The 20,601-nt window shown below is 45.5% G+C and carries 14 protein-coding genes; 9 read left to right on the plus strand and 5 right to left on the minus strand.

Translation table 11 applies throughout. From position 1 onward, the window contains the following. Positions 1 to 53 precede the first annotated feature (53 nt). Both IEE84_RS01860 and IEE84_RS01865 read left to right on the plus strand, forming a co-directional pair. Positions 54 to 971, plus strand: a complete 918-nt coding sequence (locus tag IEE84_RS01860; RefSeq protein ID WP_191114700.1) for a hydroxymethylglutaryl-CoA lyase — start codon at positions 54 to 56, stop codon at positions 969 to 971. A gap of 211 nt (positions 972 to 1,182) precedes the next feature. Then, the gene (locus IEE84_RS01865; RefSeq protein WP_191114701.1) at positions 1,183 to 2,370 is read left to right on the plus strand and encodes an isovaleryl-CoA dehydrogenase; all 1,188 of its coding nucleotides are present in this window, start codon (positions 1,183 to 1,185) and stop codon (positions 2,368 to 2,370) included. A 139-nt stretch (positions 2,371 to 2,509) separates the two neighbouring features. Here IEE84_RS01865 and IEE84_RS01870 read toward each other — a convergent pair whose 3' ends face one another. Both IEE84_RS01870 and IEE84_RS01875 read right to left on the minus strand, forming a co-directional pair. After that, a complete protein-coding gene (locus IEE84_RS01870) occupies positions 2,510 to 3,238 on the minus strand; it encodes a pantothenate kinase (protein WP_191114702.1) in 729 nt (242 codons plus the stop codon). 59 nt (positions 3,239 to 3,297) lie between these two features. Continuing rightward, a complete protein-coding gene (locus tag IEE84_RS01875) occupies positions 3,298 to 4,239 on the minus strand; it encodes a biotin--[acetyl-CoA-carboxylase] ligase (RefSeq protein WP_191114703.1) in 942 nt (313 codons plus the stop codon). Positions 4,240 to 4,414: 175 nt separating this feature from the next. Here IEE84_RS01875 and IEE84_RS01880 point away from each other — a divergent pair, with 175 nt between their 5' ends. The 7 genes from IEE84_RS01880 to IEE84_RS01910 all read left to right on the plus strand — a co-directional run bounded on the left by IEE84_RS01880 (position 4,415) and on the right by IEE84_RS01910 (position 16,101). Then, positions 4,415 to 5,218, plus strand: a complete 804-nt coding sequence (locus IEE84_RS01880) for a sulfite exporter TauE/SafE family protein (RefSeq protein ID WP_191115341.1) — start codon at positions 4,415 to 4,417, stop codon at positions 5,216 to 5,218. A 51-nt stretch (positions 5,219 to 5,269) separates the two neighbouring features. Further along, a complete protein-coding gene (locus IEE84_RS01885) occupies positions 5,270 to 6,211 on the plus strand; it encodes a hypothetical protein (protein WP_191114704.1) in 942 nt (313 codons plus the stop codon). A gap of 66 nt (positions 6,212 to 6,277) precedes the next feature. Then, a complete protein-coding gene (locus IEE84_RS01890; protein ID WP_191114705.1) occupies positions 6,278 to 10,222 on the plus strand; it encodes an AAA family ATPase in 3,945 nt (1,314 codons plus the stop codon). Between the two features lie 215 nt (positions 10,223 to 10,437). Continuing rightward, positions 10,438 to 11,454 carry a cell division protein ZipA gene (locus tag IEE84_RS01895; RefSeq protein WP_191114706.1) on the plus strand — a complete coding sequence of 339 codons (1,017 nt, stop codon included), beginning with the start codon at positions 10,438 to 10,440 and terminating at the stop codon, positions 11,452 to 11,454. Between the two features lie 315 nt (positions 11,455 to 11,769). Beyond that, positions 11,770 to 13,815 carry an NAD-dependent DNA ligase LigA gene (gene ligA, locus IEE84_RS01900; RefSeq protein WP_191115342.1) on the plus strand — a complete coding sequence of 682 codons (2,046 nt, stop codon included), beginning with the start codon at positions 11,770 to 11,772 and terminating at the stop codon, positions 13,813 to 13,815. A 3-nt stretch (positions 13,816 to 13,818) separates the two neighbouring features. Further along, complete coding sequence (locus IEE84_RS01905) at positions 13,819 to 14,883, plus strand: HNH endonuclease (protein ID WP_191114707.1); 1,065 nt, start codon at positions 13,819 to 13,821, stop codon at positions 14,881 to 14,883. Positions 14,884 to 15,237: 354 nt separating this feature from the next. After that, positions 15,238 to 16,101 (plus strand): MauE/DoxX family redox-associated membrane protein, encoded by an 864-nt coding sequence (locus tag IEE84_RS01910; protein WP_224737845.1) that lies wholly within the window; start codon positions 15,238 to 15,240, stop codon positions 16,099 to 16,101. A gap of 57 nt (positions 16,102 to 16,158) precedes the next feature. Here IEE84_RS01910 and IEE84_RS01915 read toward each other — a convergent pair whose 3' ends face one another. The 3 genes from IEE84_RS01915 to IEE84_RS01925 all read right to left on the minus strand — a co-directional run bounded on the left by IEE84_RS01915 (position 16,159) and on the right by IEE84_RS01925 (position 20,358). Continuing rightward, entirely contained in the window at positions 16,159 to 16,722 is a 564-nt protein-coding gene (locus IEE84_RS01915) for a hypothetical protein (protein WP_224737846.1), read from the minus strand. A 436-nt stretch (positions 16,723 to 17,158) separates the two neighbouring features. Next, positions 17,159 to 17,569: a hypothetical protein gene (locus IEE84_RS01920; protein ID WP_134292608.1), complete on the minus strand. Its 411-nt coding sequence runs from the start codon at positions 17,567 to 17,569 to the stop codon at positions 17,159 to 17,161. A 326-nt stretch (positions 17,570 to 17,895) separates the two neighbouring features. After that, the gene (locus IEE84_RS01925) at positions 17,896 to 20,358 is read right to left on the minus strand and encodes a YgiQ family radical SAM protein (RefSeq protein ID WP_191114708.1); all 2,463 of its coding nucleotides are present in this window, start codon (positions 20,356 to 20,358) and stop codon (positions 17,896 to 17,898) included. Positions 20,359 to 20,601 lie beyond the last annotated feature (243 nt).

Here is a 20,601-nt window from a genome sequence, read left to right on the forward strand (position 1 = left end):
AAGCCTAATAAAAAAGCCTCATAAAAGGGCAAATAGCAAAAAGGACGACAAGTATGAGCCATTCGTATCCAAGCCATGTCAGCATTGTTGATGTCAGTCCACGTGATGGACTACAAAACGAATCCATGACGGTACCGACTGAAGTTAAGCAAACGCTCATTAATGATTTGATTTCGGCGGGTGTCAAAAAATTGGAAGCGACCAGTTTTGTCTCGCCAAAGTGGGTGCCACAAATGGGTGATAACAGCGCGTTGCTCGACGCACTAGCACCGACGCGGCAGACGGACGTTTGCTACTCGGTACTGGTGCCCAATATGCGCGGATTTGAAAATGCCATCGTACATCGCCCTGATGAAATCGTCATCTTTGGCTCAGCCAGCGAAACCTTTAGCCAAAAAAATATCAACTGTAGTATCGATGAGAGTATTGAGCGTTTTGCACCAGTGGCTGCGGCAGCAAAAGCACAAGGCATCAAGGTACGTGGCGTTATCTCTTGTACGGTTGGTTGTCCCTATGAAGGCGAGATTGACCCCAGTCAAGTAGCGTATGTCACCAAGCGATTGATTGAGATCGGTTCAGAGCAGATTGGCATTGCCGATACGATCGGTGTGGGTACGCCGCTCAAAGTACAACGAGCGTTGCAAGCTGCACTTGAGTATGCTGATATCTCTATGCTATCTGGGCATTTTCATGATACTTATGGTCAAGCACTAAGCAATACGCTAGCCGCACTACAAATGGGTGTCAGTGAATTTGATACCTCTGTCGCTGGCCTAGGTGGTTGTCCTTATGCTAAAGGCGCAACGGGCAATGTCGCGACCGAAGATGTGGTGTATATGCTGCATGGTATGGGTATCAGCACGGGTATCGATTTGGAAAAATTGGTCGTGGCAGGCGAACGTATCAGTGAATTTTTAAAGCGACCAAATGGCTCAAACGTAGCACGTGCTATCATTAATAAACGCCATTAATAAACGTCAGTCTTAAGTAGATAGTCAACCCACTATAGAAGTATGACAGCGTTAACCTCGTTTGAAGTATTCGATAGACATCTACACTCGGTTACCTTGTCATACTTTCACATTGAATGGACTATGACATCAAAGATGACATCGAAAATAATATGGTTTTAAAAAACAGATCAAAATTCGAAAACTAAATATTAAAATACAAGGAATGGTTATGAGTTTACCTGGATTGAATTTTCAACTTGGCGAAGATATTGACGCCCTACGTGATGTCGTACAGCAATTTGCAGCAAACGAGATCGCTCCACGTGCTGCTGAGATTGATAGCAGTGATGAATTCCCAATGGATCTATGGCAAAAAATGGGTGACCTCGGTCTACATGGCATTACCGTTCCTGAAGAGTACGGCGGCTCTAACATGGGCTACGTCGCACATATGGTTGCGATGGAAGAGATTAGCCGTGCTTCGGCATCGGTAGCACTGAGCTATGGCGCACATTCTAATCTATGTATTAACCAAATCAAACGTAACGGCTCTGAGGCACAAAAGCAGAAATATCTGCCAAAACTAATCAACGGTGAATTCATCGGTGCATTGGCGATGAGTGAGACAGGTGCTGGCTCAGACGTCGTCAGCATGAAGCTAAAAGCAGAAGAGAAAGACGGCAGCTATATTTTAAATGGTAGCAAGATGTGGATTACCAATGGTCCTGATGCGGACGTAATGGTGGTCTATGCCAAGACCAATCCTGAGATGGGTGCAAAAGGCATGACGGCCTTTATCGTTGAAAAAGGTATGGAAGGTTTTGGTACCGCGCAAAAGCTAGACAAGCTCGGCATGCGCGGTAGCCATACTGGCGAGATGACTTTTAATAATGTAAAAGTACCAAGCGAAAATATCTTGGGTGGTCTAAATGAGGGCGTTAAGGTACTGATGAGCGGCTTAGATTACGAGCGCGCTGTATTGGCTGCAGGTCCTATCGGTATCATGCAGGCAGTGATGGACAATGTGGTGCCTTATATCCATGATCGTAAACAGTTTGGTCAAGCGATCGGTGAATTCCAGCTTATCCAAGGTAAAGTTGCGGACATGTATACGATACTGCAAGCCGGTCGTAGCTTCTTATACACTGTCGGGAAAAACCTCGATATGTTGGACGCGCGCGGTGCGGGTCATAGTCGTGAAGTGCGCAAAGATTGCGCCAGTGTGATTCTATGGTGTGCCGAAAAAGCGACGTGGATGGCAGGCGAGGGTATTCAAATATTTGGTGGTAATGGCTATACCAATGAGTATCCACTTGGTCGCTACTGGCGCGATGCTAAGCTGTATGAGATTGGCGCAGGCACCAGTGAAATCCGCCGTATGCTAGTTGGTCGTGAGCTGTTTAACGAGACCAAATAAGAAAGTATTGTGGCAATAACTAGAAACACGTTAGCTATTTTCTAATAGTAAAATAAAAAAGCAGCACGTTCAAAACGTGCTGCTTTTTTTGTGGCAATATAACAATGTGACAACGTGCTACTAAGTTACCTATTATCGACTACGATTTATTACGATAATCAAAATACCTTGCCAAACCATTTAATAATAAATCATCACGTAAGCGCACTGGGCGATTAACATGCTGGGAGATAATGGCTGCATCTCCACCTGTCATAATCAACTCAAAATTAGGATGACGATGGCTAATCTCATTAATCGCCCCGACGATAGAGAGCAAAATACCGCGATGCACCGCGTCTTGAGTGGTCAAGCCTTGACTGACGCTATCAAAAGTACCGTTCGAGATAGTGATTTGCTTAGTACCAGAAAACAGTGACTCACGTTGCAGGTAGATACTGGGGAAAATATAACCGCCCAAATGCTCAGCATGATCAATCAAATCAATAGTCACCGCTGTACCGCAACCAATCACACACTGGCGTTTTTTCTTATCGACCGCGCCCAGCATCTGTAGCCAACGATCACAGCCGAGCTGCTGATCATCGTAAGCACTTTTCATCAGCGCGTGCGCCGCATCGACATGGACAAACTCAAACGGAATATTCAAACGACTGAGCGTCTCTGATACTTTGGCATTAAGGTTATCACCCAATACTGATGAGATACCAATAAAGTCAGGCGCATAACGCTCAAAACGATCGGTCAGACCCATAAGTAATTCGGCAGGTGCTTGCAGGTGCTGCTTAGCATCATGCGCGACTATTTGTCCGATATCATCGGTTAGCCAGTATTTTAGGCGGGTATTTCCAAGATCAAGCCAGAGCATAAAAGTCCCTTTATATAGTGCTCGTTAATGATGGTGTTCATCAATATAGTTGTCTAAGCCTAATAAATAACGTCGATGCGTCCAGTAAAAAGCGTAGAAATCTTACCGCTATCTTGGCGCAATTGCAAACAGCCATGTGTGTCGACACCGCAAGCGATTCCCGTCACGACTTTTTCTTCGTTATTATAGTCTTGCGTGACGCGTAAGCGCAGACCTGATAGCGCATCCATCATCGCGAACTGCTCCAAAAAACTATCTAAGTAATAAGTATGACCCGTTGGCTGCTCTATGCCCAAGTGCTCAAAGCGTGTCATCGCCGCCATCAATGCTTTGCACATCTGTTGATAGAGCATTGGTAGGTCTGGTAGGCGCGCAGATTGTGTCTCTAAAGGTAGCCTCTCATTAATATCTTGTAAGCTAATCGCTTGGTAACTCATGCCCTCTGACGTTTGCGTAGTGAGCTTTGGTGCTGCCTGTACGTTTAGGCCAATACCTAGCACCACACCGACCAACCTGCCAGCTTTCGTCACTGGCTCTATTAAAATCCCAGCCAGTTTATTAAAGGGTAGCGTACGCTGATTTGCAGCGGCGTTATTCGATGGTACAAGATGAGCCTCTTGAGTGGGATAAAACCCCAAGTCATTTGCCCATTTCACCCCAATTGGCGTCATCTTTTGCGCTTGTAGTTGCTCGTTCAAAGTTTGAATGACAGGCATCTTAGCCAGTTCAAGACCAATGATGAGCGATAGTAAACCACTGATCGGCATATGCACGGGATGATATAGCGATAGATAGACATTGCCGCGCGGTGACTGCCACGAGCGTCCGTGCTGACCACGACCTGCGCTTTGGGTTTCCGCGGTCAAAACGTGTACGGTGGCGACATCTAACGATCCGTTTTGCAAGGCTTCTATCAGCTCGCTATTGGTCGAGGCACTACTAGCCACATGACGGTGATTGAGCTCGGATAAGTAGGTAGAGAAACTAGTGAGTGGCGGCATAAGTTTAGTCGATGTGGTTAAAGGAAACTTTGATATACTGAGCGATTATTGCGGTCAGACAGTACCGAGTAAACAGCATAAAGGTCGCGTTGAGATTTGGCAAATACAATTAAGCACGCCTAAGCGCTAGTGAGTACTATAGCGCCAGTCAGTATTATAAAAGGTTCGTTCTATGATGTTATATGTGTGGTTTGTGATTGCAGGCGCGTTTGCCGGTGTCAGCGCGGGCTTGTTTGGCGTCGGCGGTGGCATGATTATCGTGCCCGCATTGGTTTGGATTTTTACCGCATATGACTTTTCGCCAGAAGTAATCACCCATTTGGCCATCGGGACGTCACTGGCGACCATCGTTGTGACCTCGATCAGCTCACTGACGGCACATAACAAGCGCGGCGGCGTGCGCTGGGAAGTATGGCGCAAGATGGCGCTTGGGTTGGTCATCGGTAGTTTGGTCGGCGCTGGTATCGCGGATATGATTGATGGGCAAGCGCTACAGGCTATCATTGGTTTCGGTGCGCTATTGGTTGCGCTAAAAATGCTGTTCTTTTCAAACAAAGAGCAGGTGGGTAAACCGTTACCATCGGCCGGCATCCAGTTTGGTGCAGGTACTGGCATTGGTATGGCGTCCTCTATCTTTGGTATTGGCGGCGGCAGCTTGACCGTGCCGTTCTTGAACTGGGCAGGGCTGCCGATGAAACAATCGGTCGGCACGTCAGCGGCACGTGGTTTACCAATTGCACTGGCTGGAGCAGCAGGCTTTGCTTGGTTCGGTCAAGACGTGGTCAATCTGCCCGAGGGCACGATAGGATTTGTCCATGTCACAGGATTTTTGTTTATCTCAGTCGCCAGCTTTGCGATGGCAAAGGTGGGCGCCAAGCTCGCTCATGTATTGCCCGCATTGATGCTTAAGCGCGCATTTGGCGTATTATTGATATTTGCTGGAGGACAGTTGTTGTTGAGTGGATTGGGTGTTTTATAGCAATAATGAGTTTTTATAAAATTAGTAAGCAAACCGTGAGACATTATTAGTATGAAAGCTGCAGAAAAATACCGCCGTGTTTTCGGCTCAATGAATCATCTAAAAGACCAGTTATCATGGACGACAGGTCTCTCTAATATGGTAGAGTTTTTGGCATGGGAGCCGCAGCGTATTTTAGGCATCACTAAAAAGCAATACGTACGCCAAATCATTGAGTGGGCGGCCCACCCAGAGTTAAAAGACAAAAATATAGAAGAGATTGAGCAATCAGTCATCAAAAAGCTCAATACAAAAATGAATGAAACTGAGCAGCTAGAGATGTATTCAACGCAAACGATGGGTATCTGTAATGCGAGAGAAGCCGTGCGTCGCGTAACGTTCTTTTCTGAAGACTATCTAAATAAAGAATTCGATATCTTTTTGAGTTTGTGCAGTGATGTCTACTTGGATTTGTTTTATCGTAAATTTATTAGCTTCGAGCCAAGTGGATCATGGTCGACACATGGTAATAGCGGCATGTTTGAAAACAGTACAGAGCTAAAAGCGATGTACATGGACAGCCTCGCCTATAACCATCAGGCGAATGTGCTGATAGCGAATGAGTTAAAGCTCGCTGGTCGGAAAAACCCAGACCCAATCCTAAAGTACTGCTTGATGTACGAGCATTTATTAGAAAAAGGCTTTATTGAAAAAGGGGCAAAGTTTTTGTTGTTATTTATCGGTGGTGACGCGCTAAAGCAAAACAAGCAAACGCTCGTAGATCGGGAGCTGGCTCTGTGTCATAAACGGCCAAGGAAATATCAGCATTTGCTAAGACCAGAGCTGTTAGACATAGTCGATCATTTAGAAGTGGCAAGTGTCTCTTGGTCAGCCTTTATCGAGTTTAATAATCACTACTTAGCAGAAAATAGCGTCTGCCAAGTAGAGCAAAAACTGCTACGAGGGTTCCATCAAAGCCTTGAATCAAAATCGTTTATGCAGTTAGCCGTTTAACCCTAAAAACCTACTACAATTTCAGGTAGAATAGCCGCCTGTTTTTGCTAAGTTTATTGACTCTTCATGCGTTTAAAATCTCTAAAGCTGGCAGGCTTCAAATCCTTTGCCAATCCAACCACTTTTACTTTTCGTCATGGTATCACTGCCATCGTCGGGCCAAACGGCTGTGGCAAATCCAATGTGATTGATGCCATCCGTTGGGTACTGGGCGAAACCTCTGCCAAGCAGTTACGCGGCGGGGCGATGAGCGATGTTATCTTCGCAGGTACGCAAGATAAAACAGCCAAAAGCGTCGCCAGTGTCGAGCTGACCTTTGAGCATACTCAAGATGAGCAGACTGGTATTCGCCACGAGTTTAACTTGTATCAAGAGTTATCGGTTCGCCGTCAGGTAAATAAGGATGGCCGCTCAGATTATTTTATCAATGGTACGCGTTGCCGTCGCCGAGATGTGGTTGATGTGTTTTTAGGTACAGGGCTGGGTGCACGTAGCTATGCGGTGATTGAGCAAGGCATGATTGGGCGCATCGTTGAGTCTAGTCCCGTGCAGCTGCGTGAGTTTATCGAAGAGGCGGCAGGTGTCTCGCGCTATCAGGCTCGCCGTGAAGAAACACAAAAGAAGTTAGAGAAAACAAAAGACAATCTAGCGCGTCTACACGATATGCAAAGCGAATTACTACGCCAACAGAAAACACTGTCTAAACAGGCGGCTAGTGCGCAGCGTTACGAAGAGCTCGCCTTAACACTGGCTGATATCGAGCAGCAGCTTGCTATCCAGCAGCTTTATCAAGCCAAGCAAACGCATCAACAGCAGAAAGTAGCGCATGAACGTAGTGCTACTGAGGTGTCGACACTACAAGCTGATTACGACACGCTCAAAGCTCAGCAAGACAAGCTCACTGCTCGTATCAATCAAGAGCAATGGCTCAAGGACGATGCTCAAAGCGCTCATTATCAGCAGCAGCTTGGCTATCAACAAGCGGAACATAAGCTAAGTGATGCTAAGTCACAGCTGACCGCTATTGAGCAGCAACTGTCTGGCTTGGCTCAGCAGCGTGACCAATCACTCGCTGATATCGAACGGCTCAACGCTGAACAAGCTGAGCAGAATCAAGCGTTAGAAGCGTTACGCCCGCAGCTGACTGAGCTGAAAGATAAACGCGATAACTATAAGCGCAATGAGCAGCCACTACAGCGCGCGTGGCATGAAGCGCAAAACAATCTGTCACGCTTACAAGATAAAGCCCGTTCGCTTGAGCAGCAGCAAGCTATTAACGCTCAAGCGCAAAAGCGCCATCAGCAAAGCTATGATAAATGGCAACGCCGCGAGCAAAACTGGCAAAACCTGTGGCTGCAATTACAGCAGTCTATAGCGCCATCTGCATTTGACAGTACTGATGTGAGTAAGACGGATGGTGTGCAAGATCTCAGTCATGCGCTAGAACAGCAAGTCACTGAGATAAACACACAGTTGCAGCAGGTTGAGCGTCAATACGAAGCCGTCGATGAACGCTTGTCCGAGATACAGCCGCAAGCGCACAGCTTGCAGCAGAGACTAAGCGCACAGCAGAGCGAGCTGAGCGATGATGAAAAGCGTCATGCGCTACTGGCAGGCGAATACGATACCCTGCATCAGATATTGCATCCGAAACCTATACAACAGCAATCAGCAGATACGAAAGTCACCGCGACAGATAATGCAGATAGCGATGGCATACATCATCAGCCGTTAGCAATTGCAACGCTACGTGAGCAGATTGAGCTAAGTGCCAAGGGGCAGGAGCATGCGCCGCTACTCGATAGTATCTTGGCGTTGTGGCTAGATAGCCATATGCTGGCTGCTAACAAACAAGCCAATCAAATCAAGAAATCAGACATTAATAATGCTAACGGCATTTCTCAACAAGCTAATAGCTTATGGCAAGCGCTTGAGCATGACGTTGAAGACTTACTGACTTATCAAACCGCACAAAATACACCTGCCAGTGCAAACGATAAAGCTCTAATAGAGACAAGTCATAGCCTATGGTTGCCTACTGCGCAAAATAGCATCAGTGACCATGATTTTGTCAGCGACTTGCCAGAAAATTTGATTGATAAAGTGTTGCCATTATCGCAGTTGATTACTCAGCCGCTACTCTCGCTATGGCAGCAATGTTATATATATACGTCGCAGTTTGAAACCAGTGAGCAGCATGAGATTGATACACTTACTGATGTATTAAAGTCATTACCGCCATCCACTATTTTGCTTACTGCAGACGGTTGGCTGATCAGTCGTCATGGAACAATTAATTTAAGCAAATTCGCTGGAGCGCAAGATAGTCAAAGTGATAGCAGCAGTCAATTTCTCACGCAGCGTTTGCAGCAGCGTACGCGTCTACAAGCGTTAGAAGACTTGCTTGATGAGTTTGAAAGCAAAATACAAGATCAGCAAAAATCTATTGCAAAAGACCAGCGCGATTATGACGCACTGATGATTAGTCTAGAAGAAACGCGTGCGCAAGCTGAGCAGTTAACCCGTGATAAGCATAAATACCAGCAGCAGCTGACGACCGAGCGAGCCAACGCTGAGCGCTTGCAAGCGGATAGCCAACGCCTAAACGCTGATAAAGCAACGCTTGAGCAGGAAAAGCAAGAACTGGCACAAGAGCAACAGACGCTTGAGCAAGAACAACAGCACATTGAAAGCGAGATTGCTACGCTAACGCCGCAAATAGTAGAAGCACGAGCGACAACTCAGCAACTGCAAGCTGAGCGCAGCGAGCTAAACCGTGCGCGTCAAGCTGATGATGATGCTTGGCAAGCATTGCAGCTGCGTATTCAGCAATACGAGATGCGCTTGGAGCATAGTGTTAGTAGTCTGGCTCGTGCAACTGAGCAACACGACAAGTCGTTAGAGAATGAGCAAAGTCTACAGACGCGTCACGAGAAGCAGCAGGCTAAATTGCCAGAGCTACAAGCAGCTTTGCAGTCTGCACAGGTAACGCGCGATGAGCAGCAAGTGCTATTGAACGAGCGCGATACTGCGCTAATGGCATTAAAACAAACGTACGCTGAGCAGCAGACAGCATTTGATACGTTGCAAAATACATTGCAAACGCAGCAAAGCGAGCTTGCCCGTCATGCTACTGAGTTGGCATTAAGCGCTGCACGGTTAGAGGATGCTAGCGCGCATACGCAAAGCGCTTTAGATGCCTACTATCGTGTAAGTTATAAATATAAAGCGCAAGCAGAGCAACCGCAACAAAGCATGAGCGTCTCAAACCTGCTAGCAGATTTTATCGCTCATGATCGCCGTGTCCGTCCAGACAAAATCGCTGAGCTAGAGTCCGAGCGAGCTAAGTTAACCCAGCAGTTGAGCAAGATTGGGCCAGTCAATTTAGCAGCGGTCGCAGAGTTGGCTGAGGTAAACGAGCGCTTAGAGCCACTCGCACAGCAGACGGCAGATATCGCGGCCAGTATGCAGACATTGACTGAAGCGATTGCCTCTATTGATGAGACGACCAAGACACTGTTTATGCAGACGCTTGATGCGGTCAATAATGAGCTAGCCAATTTATTTGCCAAGGTCTTTGGCGGTGGACAGGCTAGCCTGACGTTGAACACTGACGAGATGCCAGCCAATACGCCAAAGTCAGAACAGTGGCGGGCAGGGCTTACCTTAATGGCGCAGCCGAAGGGAAAACGTAATAGTCGCTTAGCGGTACTATCGGGCGGTGAAAAAACCCTTACTGCATTGAGTTTGATTTTTGCGATATTTAAGCAGCACCCTGCACCGTTCTGTGTGCTTGATGAGGTCGATGCACCGCTTGATGATGCAAACGTTGCGCGCTTTACCAGTCTCATCCATGAGCTAGCAGATGATTTGCAGTTTATCTTTATCAGTCATAATAAATTAACGATGCAAATTGCTGATGAGCTAAAAGGTATTACCATGCCAAGTGCGGGCATTTCTACACTAGTCAGTGTATCGCTTGATGAAGCTGCGCGTTACGTAGAGAGCTAAGCGTGAAATAGTCGACATTAAAAGTGCTATGAGAATCAGCGTGATGCAAATATAATCAATCAATTGGCATAAATGCAAATAAGCTTGACCTCAGTCCAGCATACTGGTTATAAAGTACACAATGTGGTGACGATATAGGTCAGCCATGCTAGAATATTGCCATTTATGCTCGTTTGTGTATTCCCTTTTGTTATATATACTAGGATGTATTTATCATGACCGTTATTCAGTTTATATTGATTGCCATTGCCGCGTTTATCGTGCTCGCAGGGCTGTTTATGGTCATTCGTAGCTTTAAGCGCCGCGGTGCTACTGAAGCTGCTGCGGTCAATTATGATAAAAATGGTATTCCCATCATACCGCGTCACGAGCGCAACATCGTTGATCAGCCAGACCTTGATGATACGGTCGCAGGCGAGACGAGCATCGGTCCAGATCGTAGCTACTTGGATGCCGTGGTTGAAGAAGAGCCATTGACGCAATCGCATACCAACGTTGATGCCCAGCTAACGGCTGAGCGTGACCATGTAGCAGCTGACGATCATGACGTCATCGATGAAGCCGACTACGCGCGCTGGCAAGAAGAGCAACGCCGTGCCGATAGTGCTGAGTTTGTAGAAGTCGCAGATCAGATGCATATCGAGCAAGAGCCTGATGCGTTCTCTAGCCTAATGTCAGCGACCGATAGCCTGATGCCAACCATTGATACGGCAGAAGAGCCAAGCTTCGATGACAACAGCCCGATACTGGATCAGCATCTATCAGAGTCAGGTGATGATGCGCAAAACGGCCCGTTGATCAATGCCAAAGACAATATCAATATTACCATCTTGCCGCACCAATATCGTGACCGTCCAGCGGCGATTATCCGTGGTCGTGATCTGTTAGCGTTGATTGATAAATACGGCCTACGCTATGGTGCGATGAATATGTTCCATCGCTATGAGCAAAAAGACGGTACGGGTATGCTGTGGTTTAGCATGATGGGCATCACTGATAGCGGTATCGCACCATTTGATCCGCATAGTGTCGCGACCAACACCTATAACGGTGTCGTCGTATTCTTGTCATTGCCGCATCCACAAGCCGTGCGCAGCTTTGATAGCATGATGAGCATCGCTTATATGATGGCAAGTGATCTGGACGCGATTATGCTGGATGAAGAGAATGAACCAATCACGCCTGAATACAAGCAGCAGCTACGTAACCAAGTTCGTGATTATGAGGGTTAGCAGCTTAAAAGCTACGAAAGTTAAAAGCTGATTAATAGCAGAAATCATAAAAAGGGCAAATAGCGATTAACGTTATTTGCCTTTTTTAATGGACTTTAGTTTCTGCAAAATGCTAACCATAGATAGTAGACTGAGCGAGCCTGACACAGTATCTGATTTATATAGGATTGACTATACCGAGCTTCCTACAAACTTGTTATCATATCGACATCTTGAATTGCAAAAAAGACGCCGACCATGACTGACGCTACCTCATCAAATAATTCTAAAAATCTATCTGCTCAAGTAGAAAACCAAACTCCTGCGACATCCAGTATGCCTAGTCCGACCGATAGTAGTACCAATAATAGTGCAGAGATTGTCTCAAAAATGCGTGCGCTTATTGAAGCGATTAAGACGCATAACTATGCCTATTATGTGCTCGATAATCCAATTCTAGAAGACAGCGAATACGACCAATTACGTCGCTCGTTGCTTGAGATCGAAGAAGAATATCCAGATTTGGTGCAGCCAGACAGTCCCATCAATCAAGTCGGTGATATGCCGCTATCGGCCTTTACCCAAGTCACGCATGATATTCCGATGCTATCGTTAGGCAACGTCTTTGAATATGATGATTTGCGCGATTTTATGCGCCGCGTCAATGATCGTCTCAGCGACTCGCAGCAAAACCCTGAATACGAGATGGAACTAAAGCTTGATGGACTGGCTGTCTCACTGAAGTATGAGCACGGTAAATTTGTCCAAGCGGTCACGCGCGGTGATGGGCAAACAGGGGAAGATATTACCCAAAATGCCAAAACCATTCGTAACTTGCCACTATGGATAGCCGATGCAGCTGATATTGGACTGTTAGAAGTGCGCGGTGAAGTATTGATGCCTAAGGCAGGGTTTGAGCGTCTTAACCGATTGGCAGAAGAGAACGAAGGTAAAACCTTTGCTAATCCGCGCAATGCCGCTGCTGGTAGCTTACGTCAGTTAGATCCAGCGATAGCAGCCAGTCGTCCACTGGCATTCTATGGCTATTCGGTCAATCAAGGTTTGCCAGATACTATCGACACTCAGTCAGGGGCGTTGGCATGGCTTACCGAGCTTGGGTTTACGGTCAGCGCAGTAGAAGTGGTCGCCAATCCACGCGCCGCGCAGACCTATTATGAGTCAGTGATAGAAGGGCGTAGCGATCTGCCATTTGAGATTGATGGCATGGTCATCAAGGTCAATAGCCTTGCTCTACAGCAGCAGCTTGGCTACTTATCACGCGAGCCACGCTGGGCGACTGCTTATAAATTCCCTGCCGAAACGGTGATGACGCGTCTCAATGATATCGAGTGGCAAGTCGGCCGTACGGGTCAAATCACACCAGTCGGTAAGCTTGAACCTGTCAAAGTCGGCGGCGTCACTGTCAGCAATGTCACTTTGCATAACTTTGGCGAGATTCAGCGTTTAGATGTGCGCGCAGGCGATACGGTCAGCGTCCATCGGGCGGGCGATGTCATACCAAAAGTCACTCGTGTCTGGCACGATCAGCGCCCAGCCGATAGCGAGCCAGTCACGCTACCCTCTACTTGCCCTGTCTGCGACTCTCCAGTCGTCCTGCCTGAAGATGAAGCATTGGCACGCTGTACGGGCGGACTATTTTGCCCAGCGCAGCAGCAAGAAGCGCTTATTCATTTTGTCTCACGCCGTGCCATGGATATCGATGGGCTTGGTGCGAGTTGGCTGATTAGCTTCTTTGAGCATGGTCTGGTCAAAACCGTCGCTGATATCTATCAGTTGCACAATCATGCAGATGAGATGGTCACCTTTGAGAAATTGGGTGAAAAATCGGTACAAAATATCATCAATGCAATCGAAGCCAGCAAGCATACGACATTGGCTCGCTTTATCTATGCACTTGGCATCCGCGGTGTTGGTGAAGGCACAGCACAGAACTTTGCTCAGCAATTTGGTGATTTAGATAGTCTAATGTCGGCCAGTATTGAGACATTAATAAAAACGCCAGATGTCGGAGAAATCACTGCCGAGCTGACTTATAAGTTCTTCCGTGCACCGCACAATATCGAAGTGATTAATTCATTGCTTGAAGCTGGCGTCTATTGGGATAAGGTCGAGCAGGTCGCATCAGAAGGACTACCGCTTGATGGGCAAACGTGGGTCATCACGGGTGCGCTCGATAGCATGGCGCGTGATGAAGCCAAAGCCAAGCTTCAAGCGTTGGGTGCAAAAGTCTCGGGCAGCATCTCGGCAAAAACTACTGCCCTACTGGCAGGTGATAAGGCTGGATCTAAGCTGACCAAAGCGGAAAAACTCGGCGTCAAAATTGTGGCTGAGGAAGAGTTTTTGGCGATGGTTGGGGAGTAGTGTATGGATGCTGATATAAGTAAATATAAAAAGTTATATGCTAGCTACAATAAGACTGAGGTTTCTTATCCAATAACCTATAGTAAGGGTGAGCATAAAGTCAGTGATAGACTGAGTCATAAAAGACTCTCTAAAAAAATTGCAGGAAACATGGAAGAGTATGTTTCCATATTTGATAATCGGGATTATCTTAGTCTAGATAGAGATACTTATATTTATCCTTTTGAGGGAAGTGTTAAAAAATGTGTGTTTTGCTTAAAAAGTGAGCCTTATGTCAGTTTTGAAAATAGACCACATGTAATTCCAGAGTTCTTAGGCAATAAGCATTTATTACATTACGATGAGTGTGATCAGTGCAACTCAGAATTTGGCAACACCATAGAGAGGGAGCTTAGCGAATATTTAAGACCTCGCAGAGTGTTTAGTAAAATAAAAGGCAAGAAAAGAAAATATATCAGTACTTATTCCAAGAATGAAGATAATGGGTTTGAGTTTTCAGAAGAAAAAAATAGTTATATCATACCAGTTGATAATAATTTAGATTTGAAATTTGAGGATAAGGAGTTTACTTATGTGTGTAAAGTAGCGAAATATACTCCTATAAACATTTATAAGGGGCTTATGAAGATTTTATATGGTCTACTACCTAGAGAACATAGAATGAAATTTGAGGTTATTAGAAATTTTTTAATAGACAATAAGTTGGATAAGATTTCAGATCAAATACCTATAAAAGTAGTTTCTACATTTATGCCTTACAATAACTTAAGCTCTCCTTATATAAATATTTTACATAGAAGTAAGAATACATCTGTAAATGAAATACTAGAAGAAGATTTTTTTGAATATGTAGGAACAATCTGCTTTGGAAATACTATTATCGAAATACCTATGTATTGTGATAATGATATTGAAAAAGCAATGAATAGAAAAAATATATCTTTGAAGCTAATTCCTAAGCCTTATGGTAGCTTTCAAGAAGAGATAGAAGAATTAAACGGAAGAGAGAGAATTGAATCGGAATATCCATTAAATTTTGGATATAATTCGATTACTGGTTTGGATTAGTAAATAGTAATGACCTACTAAAAAAATTAAATGTCTATTATGAGATAAATATTAAAGACAGTGTTAAAGAATCTATATAGCACCCGCTGCAACGCAATATCAGCCTTATTTAGCAAAGTTGTTTTGCGATACTGATGTCAAAATCGAACTATCGAACAATCCTTACCGCCAGACTTCGTAATAAAGTAATAGCGTGTGATAAGAACCGAAACACACGCTACCACTTATCATTAAACCTAACAAAGTTAACAAGACTGATTCAGATCATCCTTACCGATGCTTATAAGATAATAGTCACAGTCATAAGAAAAACTGTTATCAAGCAGCGAATAAGCAAAACGTAAGGAGCGCGTTATGGCAGACAATACTAACAATAAATCTAATACTGACACCATAGACAACAGCCAAAGCCAACAAGTACAACATCTCATCGATACCCTACAAGGCGAGCATATTGGCAAAGAAGGCGGGCAGTCTGCCATCATCTTTCGTATGGTGATGCCAGACCATCTATGTCCGTTTGGCCTCAAATCAATCGATGCGCTCAAGCACGCAGGCTACGACATCATTGATCGCCATATCACCACCCAAGATGAGAATGCACTGGTCAAAGATACGCTTGGGGTCAAGACCACGCCGCAGACATTTATCGATGGCAAGCGTGTTGGCGGTAATGATGATCTGCAAGTATTTTTGGGCAATCACGAACTCGAGACAGACGACGACACCACTTACGCGCCCATTATTGCGATATTTGCTGTTACCGCGCTGATGACGCTGGCATTATGCTGGGCCTTTGCCGTCAGCACCTTGTCGATACAAGCGCTTATGTGGTTTGTTGCGTTGTCTATGTGTGTATTAGCGATTAAAAAGCTTGAGGATTTAGAAGGATTTAGCACGGGATTTTTGGGTTATGATTTATTGGCACGCCGCGTAGTACGCTATGCCTATGTTTATCCGTTTTTAGAAGCGTTTGCAGGTATTGCTATGCTTGCCGATCAACCTTGGCTCAATTCGATTGCAGGTATCGTTGCTTTTAGCATTGGATTAGTTGGCGGAGTGTCTGTTATAAAAGCGGTCTATATCGACAAGCGCGAGCTAAAATGCGCCTGCGTCGGCGGCGATAGCAATGTGCCACTGGGAGTGATCTCCTTAACCGAAAACGTCATGATGTTCGGTATGGGTGGTTATATGCTGATTCGGGTATTTATATCATAACGGCTGTAATGCCATCAGTGCTATGATATGGTGCCACGTGCTAAGTGAAAAACCTGTTTATTCTGTTATCTCACCATGCGCCTTTGCATCACCTTTCTTACCATCTGGTTGAATCACGATAGGTAATACCAACCCTTTAGCAAAGTCATCAGACAGCACATAATCATAACGACTAGCAGCGACATCGGGCGTGGTATGAATGATAAGCGTCATCTCATTGCCGTCGGTTAGCTCATGTGAGACATAGGTTTCGCTGAGCTGATCTAACGCTTTCGATAATGCTTCGTTGCTTGCCATGCTCACCGTCAGGTTATGCTGAGCGGTCGCAGCGTCCACTTTGAAGTAATCTGCATAGTCTCGGACGTTTTGACTATCGATTGCAAATGGATACTTATAGTTGGTAGGGTCAGCAGGCTTTTCACCGCTATCTACCAGTGACCAGTCGATGGTGTCGGCTGCTGGTGCAGATGGATCTGCTGCTGTCTCCGTAGTTTGCTCAGTGGCATCGACAGAATCGGTAGCGTTATCGCAGCCTGTCAGCGCCCACATGCTTGCCGTTGCAATTACCATCATACTTATCAGACGCTTTGCCATCGAGTTACCCTTTTGATTGTTGGTCATGATTGATTTGCTCTATCTGCTATTTTGACAGCTTTCTTTGTGCTTCTCTAGCGAAATACATTAGATGGCAAGTTTTGATATAGTCCAATCCTCTATAAAAGAATGACAGCGTTAACCTCGCTTGCAGTATCACAATGATTACTGCGCTCGGCTGCCTTGTAATACTTTTAAATTGAATCAACTATATAGTCAAGTCTATATAAATCCGCTATATCGTCATCCTTGCTAAGCATACTAATGTATAACTTGCACTCGGTTTCCTTGTATCGAGATTATATTGAACTGACTATACAACCGTCTATCTGATGCTGATTTCCATAGCCATCTTTATACGCGTATCAAACGAACACGCATAAAAAAGCAGCCACTATTTAATGACTGCTTTTTGTCTATTACGACTATTTGTCTATTACGATATGAGCATACCTATAACTGGTTAGATTTGGCAGTTTACTTGGTATTCTTTACCGTCAGCCCACTTCATCGCAAAGATACCTTTGTCACCTTTCATGTGCCATGCATAGACGACTTCTGGGTTTGAATCATTTACATAGCTTGCGACTTCGCCTTTCACTTTACCGTTTAGAATAATTGGCTGCTCGGCCCATTTTACTTTTGGCAAGGTAGCGTTGAGCATCACTTGTTCTTTATTGATAGATTGCTTTGCCATGATTTTGCTGTCATCGGTACAGGTGTATGGTGCTGGTGCCATACGATCATAGGCAGCGGTTACTTTTTCTGGAACTGGCGTATCAGTTGCATCTGGGGTAGTTGGTGCGGTAGTCGCACAAGCGCTCAATAGGGCAAGAACTGGTAGGGTGGTCGCAATTTTAGTTATCATTTTCATAGTGCTCTCCAAAGCTTTTTACTAGTGTTATTTACTTGTTCTTAATGATGCGTTTAGCATATGAGGGTTATAGTAGCGAAAACGAACCATTTCAATGTTAGAAATTGTTCGTTACCTGTTAGCTTCGTTACCCAACCGCTGTCTAATGTAACTTGCAATTTGCGACAGGGTGAAAAGTAAGTCGTATTAATTATGAGATGCGCAACTATAAAATTAGCGCATAAAAAAGCGCCTATCAACGAGTGACTGATAGGCGCTTTTTTTTACTTAACACGCTCTAGATAGAGCATGTATTTTTATACTATGAACATTACTTGCTATAAACACTACTTGGTTTTGCGCGGTGGTAGACCAGTATGCTGCGTTTGGAAATTACCTTTGCTGACTTTCTTTTTACTATTTTTACCGACAGCATTTTTACCCGCTGCACCTTTAGCTGACACACTGTTGTTTGACGAGCCATTACTACGCTTCACTGAGTCATTGCCAACACGGCTATTCTTTTTGCGCGCTGACTGATAAGTATCTTGCGCGGCATCACGCCCTTCTAAACTGGCGTTAAATGGTGGAATCAAGCAACCACGATTTTTACCAATTAAGTCACTACGACCCATGTCTTGTAGGGCTTTACGTAGTAATACCCAGTTTTTTGGATCATGATAGCGTAAGAACGCTTTATGCAGTTTGCGCTGCTTGCCAGACTTGACGATATCCATGTCACCTTCATCACGGCTGACCTTATGTAGCGGATCTTTGTGCGTGTGATACATGGTAGTCGCGGTCGCCATTGGGCTTGGATAAAACGCCTGTACTTGGTCAGCACGGTAGCCATTACTTTTGAGCCAAAGGGCAAGGTTCATCATATCTTCATCTTTGGTGCCCGGGTGGGCCGCGATGAAGTAAGGAATCAGATATTGCTCTTTGCCCGCTTCTTGGCTGAACTGCTCAAACATGGCTTTGAACTGATCATAACTGCCCATGCCCGGCTTCATCATCTTCGATAGCACGCCTTCTTCAGAGTGCTCAGGCGCAATCTTGAGATAACCACCGACGTGATGACTGACTAACTCTTTCACATATTCAGGATCTTTTACTGCCAAGTCATAACGCAAGCCTGAAGCAATCAGGATTTTTTTCACGCCTTTGATATCACGCGCTTTGCGATATAGCTTGGTCAAGTTACTGTGATCGGTAATTAGGTTTTCACAGACATCAGGATAGACACAAGACGGCTTACGGCAGTTCTTCTCAATCGTTTCATCTTTACAGCTGAGGCGATACATGTTGGCAGTCGGGCCGCCAAGATCAGATATCACACCAGTAAAGTTCGGAGCGGTATCACGAATCGCTTCTACTTCGCGCAAGATTGAATCTTCTGAACGGCTTTGGATAATACGGCCTTCATGCTCAGTGATCGAGCAGAAGGTACAACCACCAAAACAGCCGCGCATGATATTGACCGAAAATTTGATCATGTCATAAGCAGGGATGCGCGCATCGCCATAGCTTGGATGCGGCAACCGTGCGTACGGCAAGTCAAACACATAATCCATCTCTTCTGTCGAGAGTGGCACTGGTGGTGGATTGAGCCAAACGTCGATAGAAGTATACGAGTTACCAGCACCGCTGCTATGACGCTGTACAAGCGCACGGGCATTACCTGGATTGGTCTCTAAATGCAGGATACGACTCGCATGGGCATAGAGCACAGGGTCAGATTTGACATGCTCGTAGTCAGGCAGACGAATCACTGTCTTTTCACGTGGTGGCATTTTTAGCTTATGCTTACGTGCCGTCATTGGCTTATCAAAGCCGCGCATTTGTACCACTTGCGTCTCTTCATCGACTTGTTCAGCGTTGATAATTTTATTAGCAACTGGTTCTGCGACAAAACCCTGATATTGCGATGACATAGATGAAGGCATGGCTTGGCCAACAGGCGAGTCCGATGGTTTGTTCTGCTCAATTGAACAGCTATCAACGTCTTCGGTCATTACATAAGGGTTGATGATTGGATCGACACGGCCAACGGTATCGACATCGTTACTCGCGACCTCGGTCATGTCTTCTTGCCAATGACGACGAGTCGGGGTCAATAAATAAGCCGTACCACGCAATTTGCTCATTTGCTCAAAGCTATAGCCTTTAGACAGACCATGTACCACATCGACGATCGCACGTTCAGCATTACCATATAATAAGACATCAGCACGCGCATCCAACAAGATACTACGGCGCACTTTGTCTGACCAGTAATCATAATGGGCGATACGGCGTAAGCTACCTTCAATACCGCCCAAAATAATAGGCACATCAGGATAGGCTTCACGGCAGCGCTGGCTATAGACGATAGCTGCGCGGTCAGGGCGTTTGTTTGCCACGTTGCCCGGAGAGTAAGCATCATCGCTACGGATTTTACGGTCGGCGGTATAGCGGTTGATCATGCTGTCCATGTTGCCCGCGGTCACGCCATAAGCATAGACAGGTTTGCCAAGTTCCATAAAGGCGTCTTTGCTCTTCCAATCTGGCTGAGCGATGATACCAACACGGAAGCCCTGCGACTCTAATAGACGACCGATGATGGCCATACCAAAGCTTGGATGATCGACATAAGCATCACCTGAGATGATGATGACGTCACAAGCATCCCAGCCTAGATCGTCCATCTCTTTGCGGCTCATCGGCAGATAAGGCGCCGGCTCGTAGCAGCTCGCCCAGTGTTTGTCATAATCATAAAGTGGCTTGGTGCCTTGTTTAAAGGCAGTGCGGGCGATGGTATCGGCAGACATGGGCGGACCTGTTAATTAGAAAAATGGCACTAAAAATACAGCCCTTATTACCCAATGATAATAAAGGCGAATTTAAAAGCGCTCATTTTAACATGAATCGCCTTCACTATGCGACCTATTCTATGATGGGAGATTGCCGATAAGTTATTGATAGCGTGAGATAAACTACTCAAGCAAAGTAAGCTATCCGCACAGCAAAATAATGGCAAAAACAGTCTAGACAGAACAGTCACATTATCAGTT

It is taken from the genome of Psychrobacter sp. 28M-43, assembly GCF_014770435.1.
Lineage (GTDB): Bacteria > Pseudomonadota > Gammaproteobacteria > Pseudomonadales > Moraxellaceae > Psychrobacter.